An 8994-nucleotide genomic window follows, 5' to 3' on the forward strand; every position below is an offset into this window, starting at 1 on the left:
CCTTGTCCCCTTGTCCCCTTGTCCCCTTGTCCCCTTGTCCCCTTGTCTCCCCATCTCCCCCTACGGGTTGCGCCATTTGCTACAAGTCGGGGAACCCGCCCAACGCAATGGCTAACCATCTCCCCATCTCAACTAAGTAATGGCAACAAAAGGGTGATAAAGTAATAAACCAACGGTGCGGTGAAGATATAGCTGTCGGTACGGTCTAGAATTCCTCCGTGGCCGGGAATTATATCTCCTGAATCTTTAACTCCTGCATCGCGTTTGAGCATGGATTCGGTTAAGTCACCTAAAAGACTGGCTATACCAATTAGCGAACCTAATGCTGCTCCTGTAAGATAAAAATCGGGTAAATTGATGTAGTAAGCTATTGCAATTCCCACAACAATACTTGCAGTTATACCAAAAATTGCTCCCTCTACGGTTTTCTTGGGGCTTATACCCGATAGAGGTGTTTTACCAAAATATTTACCAACAAAATAAGCGCCGATATCGGCAGCCCATATACACATAAAAGTAAGTAAGGTAGCACCTAACCCTAAAGGTAAAGTGGAAAAGTTGTCTTTACCAATAAATGCCGTTAACGAAGGAGGGAAGTAACCTCCCAAGGGTAAATTGCTGAAATTAGCAGTATCAATTGCTCGCAATCGCACCCAATAGCTGGGTAAATATCCGGTGTAGAATAAGCCGAGAATTGAAGCGGAAATATCGGCGATGGTTGCCATTTTTGGCTGAAATAGCAGATAGAAACAAATAAACGTTCCAGCTACAGGCATTACAGCATCAGCTAACTCGCTATTAAAGGTGCAAATTGCTAGCAAAACTTGACTGACAACCATTGTAATTTTAGCTGCTGGAGCTATGCCTTTGGCTCGTACTAAATTAAAATATTCTCGTTGCCCTAGAAAGATGATGATTGCATAGAAAAATGTAAAATACCATCCTCCTAAAAGAGTGCTACCCAAAGCTAAGGCGATCGCAATAATTCCACTTAGAATCCGAGACAAAGACATAGAATTTTGGATTTTAGATTTTAGATTTTAGATTTTAGATTGCGAGCAGGAGTTAGGAGTGAACAGTGAGCAGTGAGCAGTTAAGAATATCTCCCCATCTCCCTATCCTCCATTCCCTCAGTCCAACTTTTCGCCACTGAGAATAAAAATTGGATCTACGGCTTTGAAGGTTGTGCTAAATCCCCGCGTTTCAAGACGATTCACGGCAGATTGAACAACTTCAACGTTTCTTGCTTGTAAAGTCGCGAAGCTTTGGGAAACAGCATACAAGCTTTCTAGGTTAGCAGCTGTTGCTACTACTCGACCGTTTGAGGGTAAGTACTTCCAAACTGTTTGTAAGATTTCCGTGACAAAACGACCCCCTTCAATACAAACCCGTTGAGGTGTATCTTGAATATGGTGCAAGCATTCTGGTGCGCTACCTTCAATCACTTCTACATTTTTGACTTCAAACCGCTCGCAGTTATGACGAATAAGGTTGGCAACTTCTTCATCTCTTTCTACGGCGATAATCTTTCCTTGGGGACACAGTAATCCCACTTCGATAGCGATAGTGCCCGTACCCGCACCAATATCCCATAGTACGTCATTGGGTTGCAATCGTAGTTGGGAAATTAATAATAGTCGGATTTCTCGCTTGCTTAAGGGAATCCCCGGTAAACGCTCAAATAATTCATCTGGAATCCCTGGAGTCACATAAGGCCACAGCTTCGACATCATAATGAGAATGTTAGTTCGATATAATTATTTGTTTAAGCCGTCTATAGCGCATAAAAATATTAAATACAAGGCTCTGGTGCGTCAAAATGATTGGTAAATTATTAAAGAATCGCTACGAAGTACTTTCTCAATTAGGTTTGAAGGCTCCAAGAAAAACTTTTAAGGCTCGCGATTTACACTCCCTCGAACTGGTTGTAGTTAAGTTCCTTTCTTTTAAGGACGATTTTGAGTGGGACGATTTGAAGTTATTTGAACGGGAAGCCCAGACGTTAAAAAATTTATCACACCCCTCAATTCCCGGCTATATAGATTATTTTGAACTGGAAACACCCATGAAAGGGTTTGCTTTAGTACAAACTTATATTCCCACACAAACTTTAAAGCAATATATAAAATCGGGACGTGTTTTTACGGAATCGGAAGTAAAGCAAATAGCTACAAAGCTTTTAGATATTTTAGTTTATCTACATTCTTTTTCCCCACCAGTTATTCATCGTGATATCAAACCTAGTAATATTTTGTTGGCAGATAGAACTCTTAATCATGTTGGAGATGTCTATTTAATTGACTTTGGTTCGGTACAAAATGCCGCTGTTAAAGAATTTGGCACTCGTACTGTAGTGGGTACCTATGGGTATATGCCCCTCGAACAGTTTGGCGATCGCACCGTACCGGCTTCGGATATTTATAGTTTGGGTGCAACGTTAATTTATTTGGTAACGGGTAGTCATCCGGCAGATTTACCCGTTCGTGATGGACGTATCCAGTTTGAAGATTTAACGAGTTTGAGTAGTGAATTTACTCGATGGTTGAAAGCTACTACCGAACCAACTTTAGAAACCAGGATCAAATCGGCTTCTGAAGCTTTGGCATTGCTACAACAGTCAAAGTTAAGTACAAATAATGTTTCTAATTACTTATCTAATTCTTTTTCTGAAATTATTTGCGGTAATTGGATTTGGGATGGTAAAAATTGGATTTCTAAAGATAGGCACTTATTAATAAATAGCTTTAATAATAAATTCAAACCATTATCACTCAAGCTTACTAAACCATCTGGTAGTAAAGTTACGTTAGCAAAAAATCAAGATAATTTACAAATATTGATTCCACCAATTGGTTTTCACCCATCTTTGATATTTTTGGGTTTATTTGCGACTGCTTGGAATTCACTCACCATTATATGGACTCTTGGTGCTTTTAGTAGCAGCGTCTTTCCGATAAATTTACTATTATTTATTCTTTCTCTACCTTTTTGGGGTTCTGGATTATTTTTAACTTATAGTTTAGTTTTTTCGCTATTTGGAAAGGTGCGATTGTGTTTAGGTAAAGAGCGAATTACTAAATTTTACCAAATATTAGGATTTGATTTTCAACGTCCCGGTGCATCCGATAAAAAAGATATTAATAAATTAACTTATATTCCCAGACACTTTGTCAAAAACTCCGACGGTGAAAAAACACAAGTTTTTGCTCAATTAATTATCAGTACTGGTGTACGCAAGTATAAACTTCAAGATGGTGGTGCGATCGCGTCGGAATCCGAGCTTGAATGGTTGGCTTCGGAATTGAGCGACTGGTTGAATTTACCCGTTAGTTTAGAATAGTAAAGTTTTTCAATTCCTGATTAACTTCGTTTAAAACTTTTAATTTTCTAATCCCAAATTACGTAGCTTGTGTCACCCGGAGGGTGATATTACGAATTACGAATTATATTCACATTCCTCGGCACTTATAGCGCAGCGGTAAAACACTAATCTCGAATAGTGCGTTAAACGTACAAAAATTGTAATTGAAATTAATCAACAGTCGTGCGTTTAACACACCCTACATTCTATTCCCTATTCCCCTATATCTACCCCCGCACTCTACTATATATATAAAAGAATCTTTATTTAAAGAGGCGCTATGTTTGGATTGGGTTTTCCGGAAATGGCTGTAATTGGGGTTGTGGCGATTTTGATTTTTGGACCAAAAAAAATTCCCGAGTTAGGCAGCGCGTTGGGAAAAACTCTCCGGGGTTTTAAGGAAGAATTAAAAAATAATGACGATGAAAGCGAGAATGAAAATGAAAACGATCAAGAATATCAATAAGTAAAGGAGACGGGTAAAAAGTTATAAATTAGAGTCGGTAAATGTAATCTATAACTCTTTACTCATCATTCCTTCACAAGGAATTTAACACCGAAGATGGAACTCCGACTTGTTTATCTTTCGGAGTTGCGCTATCAAGCTTGTTCTGATTTTCTTCCTCAATTACACCCCTGGCTTTAATTAACTTAATAGCACGACTGACGCTTTCTGGTAGAATTACCACCAAACTGTCATCAGTAGCTAAATCTAAAGCTTTATTAATCGCTTCGGTTTCATCCAAAACTGTTTCATGCAGGCAATTTGGATTTACTTCTCTAATACCTTGAGTAATTAACTCGGCAGCAGAACCCCTTTGTCTTCCTCTAGTGTCATCATCTTCCTTAATGATTATGCAGTCGAAAATTTCCGAAGCTAGTTTACCTAACATCACAAAATCTTCGTCACGGCGATCGCCTGGGCCACCAACTACACCAACTCGCTGTCCGGATGTCCAGTTACGCACGAATCCGCCTAATGCTTCGTAGGAGGCTGGATTATGAGCGTAATCGATTAAAGCGTGATGTTTACCCAAGTTAAATAAATTCATCCGCCCTGGTGTTTGATTCACCGAAGCCCGGAAGGTATTTAAACCAGCCCGAATTTCTTCTATGGAAACGTTTTGCACGAAAGCTGCTAACGATGCCGCCAAAGCATTAGCAATCATAAACGGCGCACGCCCGCCCATAGTTAAAGGAATATTTTCAACTTTTTCTATACGGTGAGTCCAATCTCCTTTGAAAATGGACAAAAAGCCGTCTTCGTAAATCGCCGCTACTCCACCTTTTTGAATATGCCCTTTGACTAATTCCGATTCCGGATTCATGGTGAAGTAAGCAATATTCGCTTTTGTCCTTTCGGCCATTGCCGCAACTCTTTGATCGTCGGCGTTTAATACCGCATAGCCATCGGGATATACCGCTTCAGCAACTACACTTTTTAAATGCGACAGTTGATCGATAGTATCAATATCGCCCAATCCTAAATGATCGGCAGCAACATTAAGCACTATACCCACATTAGAAGCTTCAAAAGCTAATCCCGAACGCAGAATACCACCCCGTGCTGTTTCTAACACGGCAACTTCTACCGTCGGATCTTGCAATATCAACTGAGCGCTTTGCGGGCCGGTATTATCTCCAGATTCTACTAAGTATTCTCCGATGTACGTCCCATCTGTTGTTGTATACCCAATTACTTTCTTAGTTTGCTTGAAAATATGAGCAAGCAATCTGGTAGTAGTAGTTTTACCGTTGGTGCCGGTAACGCTGAGAACAGGTACGCGAGTAGTCTTATCAGCAGGGAACAGCATATCTATTACAGCCCCAGCAACATTGCGAGGAATCCCTTGAGAGGGAGCAACGTGCATCCGGAATCCCGGCGCTGCATTTACTTCTACAACTACGGCATCGGTTTCTCTTAAAGGACGACTAATATCGGTAGTAACGATATCAATCCCAGCGATATCCAATCCAATTATTTTAACTATCCTAGTAGCCAACCAAGCATTTTGCGGATGAATTTCATCGGTACGATCTACAGCAATACCACCCGTAGATAAATTCGCGGTTGCTCGTAAATAACAAATTTCATTTTTATTTAAAATGCTATCTAAGGTAAAACCCTGCCTTTCCATCAAAGCATAACTATTACGGTCTAAAATTATCCGAGTCAGAACATTATCGTGCCCGTCACCGCGCAAAGGATCTTTGTTAGTTTCTTCAACCAAATCAGCAATAGTTGACCTACCGTCACCAACCACATGAGCCGGTACTCGTTCGGAAACAGCAACAACTTTACCATCTACTACTAATACCCGATGGTCGCGCCCAAGGTAATATTTTTCAACAATTACCGAGCGAGAAACAGCCCTTGCAGCATCGTAAGCCGCTTCAGCTTCTTCCCAACTTCTGATATCAATAGTAATACCGCGTCCGTGGTTGCCATCAAGGGGTTTTATGACAATGGGATAGCCGCCAATATAATCAACTGCATCTTCTAAATCGTCCAAGAAATTAATTACTGTACCTTTGGGAACGGGTACACCACAAGATTCGAGAACGCGCTTGGTAGCTTCCTTGTCGCAAGCAAGTTCTACACCTAAAATGCCGGTATGAGCCGTCATAGTCGCTTGAATCCGCTTTTGCTGCACTCCGTAACCGAGTTGAATCAAATATCTTGCACCCAAAGGCATCCAGGGGATACCTCGCTTTGAAGCTTCATTAACAATTGATTCAGTCGAAGGTCCTAAAGAAGCATCGCGCCAATAGTCCTTAATATCTTGTAAATCTTGTTCTAACTCAGCCTTGGGATAGCGGCCTCTATCCACAATACTTTGACAAAGCCGTACAGCAGCTCTTGCAGCATACCGTCCGGCTTCCTCATTCAAATACTCGAAAACTACTTGATAAGTTCCCGGAGTCGCGGTTTCGCGGGTGCGGCCAAAACCCGCACGCATTCCGGCTAATTCCTGAAGTTCTAACGCCACGTGTTCGGCAATGTGACCCATCATAGTGCCTTCTCGCACCCGCATCAGAAAACCACCACGACAGCCTGGAGAGCAGTAATGACCTTCCAAAGAAGGTAGTGCTTCCACCAATCCTTCATAGAAACCGGGGATTTCGTTAGAAGGCGTTTCGGCGAGGTTTTCTAAATCGAGGCGCATGACGATTAACTTGTGGCGTCGAATGCTCCAATAGTTTGGGCCGCGTAAAGTTTGGATCTTGAGGATTCTCATGATTAAGGGTAGATGGAGATTCGGAACCAAAATTCTAGTTTCTTACTGGAATTGACCGCAAAACTGTTCATGAATAACAGTTTTTTTCTTCTTTATTCTTATTATTGTGATTTTTCTTGCTTTTATGCAGCAACTAAAATCGCGGTCAACCCAGTGTAACCACATATACCTATTCCCGTCAGCTGGATATTCTCCCCACAGATGGTATCGCAGTACGTCCATAAAGATGATAGCGATCGCCATGACTTAGAACGTGAACTCGTAAATTATGAAGACTCAGAGGTTCGGTTGCTCCGACACGAGATTCGTTGGTATGAGTAAGTTCGCTTGAATCGATAATTGTCACCGCTCCTTTGCCCATAACTTCAAGCCAACCGTCTTTTTCAAACATGGCACAAGTATCTTCATCAATACCAATTCCCAAACGGTCTGGATGGGAGGCGATCGCGCTCATTAAACGCACGATGCGGTTACGGTTGTGAAAATGCTGGTCAACAATCAGCTCCGGAATAAATCCCAAGCCAGTTGCCATATCAACTAAAGAACGATTCGGAGATTCTCCACTACCGCCTCCAGCAATCATATGATGTCCCATCACCGCAGCACCAGCGCTAGTACCAGCTAAAGTTAATTCTCCGGTTTTAACTCGCTCTCGGATAATATCCATAACCGGCGTATCAGCCAAGACACCGCAAAGGCGTAATTGATCGCCACCAGTCAAAAAAACACCGCTACATTGTTCCAAAGATTCCTTGAAAAAACGGTCGTGACAGTGGTCGCGATCTCGAATGTCTAAAATTTCAACCTTTTTAACTCCCATATCTTCAAAAATATTTACGTAGCGAGCGCCAATAATACTCGGTTCCCGAGAAGCAGAGGGAATAATAGCAATATGGGCATCTTTTGCACCAGCACGGTCTATAAAAGTTCGCAGAATTTCTCGTCCGTGAACCTTATCTTCTGCGCCTCCAATAACCAGAACGGCGGTTTTAGTTGCTTGGGATGTGGTCATTTCCAGCCATTTAGCTTTTAGTTGCCGCATAATTTTCTCCTGTCAACAACACCGAAGGTGTATTTTACTTCGCGGACAGTTCGCACAAGTATTATAATCAGCAGGACATTTTCTGTTTTTGTCGTTTATTTTTCGCCGGAATGTCCGTTCGGCTGCCAGACTTATTGCAGTTGAGACCATGAACGTCAGTCACAAAGTATGGCTTTTAAGCTTTTTAGCTAAAGGCCCCTTCCGAGCAGACACGGCAGAATATGTATAACGTCCCATTATCTCTTTTTTTGCCAGTTGAAACAAGCTATTTCGCTCGCCCGACTGTGGGCAAAGTGTTTAGGATAAAGCACAACAACAGTCGCAATGCAGGATACAATCATTCTGCGTTGTTGTTCGCGTCAGGATTAATCTTTAATTTAAAGTTAGATGTGACAATATTTAAACATAAATTAAGTAATTAGAAAAATTTTCATTTCAACTGAAAATATCCTATTGTAAGTACTTTTATATACTTTAAATAAAGTTTAAATGTAATCTAGTCAACAAGCTTCTGCACCTGAGCCGAGCTAGTTTAATTCCCACAATAGTGTCATAAAATACGAAATACTGTGCGTTTTGATATAGTTACGCTATTTCCCGATTGTTTTACTTCCGTTCTAAATTCCGGGCTGATTGGTAAAGCTTTAGCAAAACAGATTGCCAGCGTGCATTTTGTAAATCCGCGAGATTTTACCACCGACAAGCACCGGAAAGTCGATGATGAACCTTATGGTGGGGGAGTCGGGATGTTAATGAAGCCCGGACCGATTTTCTCTGCCGTCGAATCGCTGCCAATATTGCCGCGACGAGAGGTAATCATGATGAGTCCCCAAGGAGAAACCATAAATCAGCCTTTATTGAGAGAATTGTCCGGGAATTACGACCAAATAGTTATCATCTGCGGTCATTACGAAGGAGTTGACGAAAGAGTATTAGAATTAGTCACCCGCGAAGTATCTTTAGGAGACTTTATTTTGACAGGTGGTGAAATACCATCAATGGCTTTAATCAATGGAGTAGTGCGTTTGCTTCCGGGAACCGTAGGTAAAGCAGAATCTTTAAAATTAGAAAGTTTTGAAGAAGGATTATTAGATTATCCCCAATACACCCGCCCTGCCATATTTCGCGATCGCACAGTCCCCGATGTACTATTATCCGGCAATCATGCAGCAATTGCCAAATGGCGTTACGAACAACAAATATCCAGAACCCGCAAGCGTCGTCCCGACTTGTATGAAGCATGGCTTGAGGAGAGAGGGGGAGATGGGGTGATGGGGTGATGGGGTGATGGGGAGAGGGGGTGATGGGGTGATGGGGTGATGGGGTGATGGGGTGATGGGGTGATGGGGTGA

7 protein-coding genes are annotated in these 8994 nt (G+C 41.7%); 3 read left to right on the forward strand and 4 right to left on the reverse strand.

Going from position 1 to position 8994, the window contains the following annotated elements:
- Positions 1-128: 128 nt before the first annotated feature.
- Positions 129-1013 (reverse strand): phosphatidate cytidylyltransferase, encoded by an 885-nt coding sequence (locus ACM03V_RS34025; RefSeq protein ID WP_414625234.1) that lies wholly within the window; start codon positions 1011-1013, stop codon positions 129-131.
- A gap of 117 nt (positions 1014-1130) precedes the next feature.
- Complete coding sequence (cbiT, locus tag ACM03V_RS34030) at positions 1131-1733, reverse strand: precorrin-6Y C5,15-methyltransferase subunit CbiT (protein ID WP_414625235.1); 603 nt, start codon at positions 1731-1733, stop codon at positions 1131-1133.
- Positions 1734-1819: 86 nt separating this feature from the next.
- On the opposite strand from cbiT, the gene ACM03V_RS34035 reads away from it, so the two are divergent.
- Entirely contained in the window at positions 1820-3340 is a 1521-nt protein-coding gene (locus ACM03V_RS34035; protein ID WP_414625236.1) for a serine/threonine protein kinase, read from the forward strand.
- 301 nt (positions 3341-3641) lie between these two features.
- Positions 3642-3827: a twin-arginine translocase TatA/TatE family subunit gene (tatA, locus tag ACM03V_RS34040; RefSeq protein WP_414625237.1), complete on the forward strand. Its 186-nt coding sequence runs from the start codon at positions 3642-3644 to the stop codon at positions 3825-3827.
- Between the two features lie 73 nt (positions 3828-3900).
- Here tatA and cphA read toward each other — a convergent pair whose 3' ends face one another.
- Together cphA and ACM03V_RS34050 are read right to left on the reverse strand one after the other, a co-directional pair.
- Positions 3901-6600 carry a cyanophycin synthetase gene (cphA, locus tag ACM03V_RS34045; RefSeq protein ID WP_414625238.1) on the reverse strand — a complete coding sequence of 900 codons (2700 nt, stop codon included), beginning with the start codon at positions 6598-6600 and terminating at the stop codon, positions 3901-3903.
- 178 nt (positions 6601-6778) lie between these two features.
- Positions 6779-7642, reverse strand: a complete 864-nt coding sequence (locus ACM03V_RS34050) for a cyanophycinase (protein WP_414625239.1) — start codon at positions 7640-7642, stop codon at positions 6779-6781.
- A 569-nt stretch (positions 7643-8211) separates the two neighbouring features.
- Here ACM03V_RS34050 and trmD point away from each other — a divergent pair.
- Positions 8212-8922, forward strand: a complete 711-nt coding sequence (gene trmD / locus ACM03V_RS34055; RefSeq protein ID WP_414625240.1) for a tRNA (guanosine(37)-N1)-methyltransferase TrmD — start codon at positions 8212-8214, stop codon at positions 8920-8922.
- The last annotated feature ends 72 nt before the right edge of the window (positions 8923-8994 follow it).

It is taken from the genome of Calothrix sp. CCY 0018, assembly GCF_963920925.1.
Classification (GTDB): Bacteria; Cyanobacteriota; Cyanobacteriia; order Cyanobacteriales; family Nostocaceae; genus Rivularia.

Coding starts and splice junctions, on each gene's coding strand:
- tatA (WP_414625237.1), top strand. CDS start 3,642: ATGTTTGGATTGGGTTTTCCGGAAATGGCTGTAATTGGGGTTGTGGCG.
- ACM03V_RS34035 (WP_414625236.1), top strand. CDS start 1,820: ATGATTGGTAAATTATTAAAGAATCGCTACGAAGTACTTTCTCAATTA.
- cbiT (WP_414625235.1), bottom strand. CDS start 1,733: ATGATGTCGAAGCTGTGGCCTTATGTGACTCCAGGGATTCCAGATGAA.
- ACM03V_RS34025 (WP_414625234.1), bottom strand. CDS start 1,013: ATGTCTTTGTCTCGGATTCTAAGTGGAATTATTGCGATCGCCTTAGCT.
- ACM03V_RS34050 (WP_414625239.1), bottom strand. CDS start 7,642: ATGCGGCAACTAAAAGCTAAATGGCTGGAAATGACCACATCCCAAGCA.
- cphA (WP_414625238.1), bottom strand. CDS start 6,600: ATGAGAATCCTCAAGATCCAAACTTTACGCGGCCCAAACTATTGGAGC.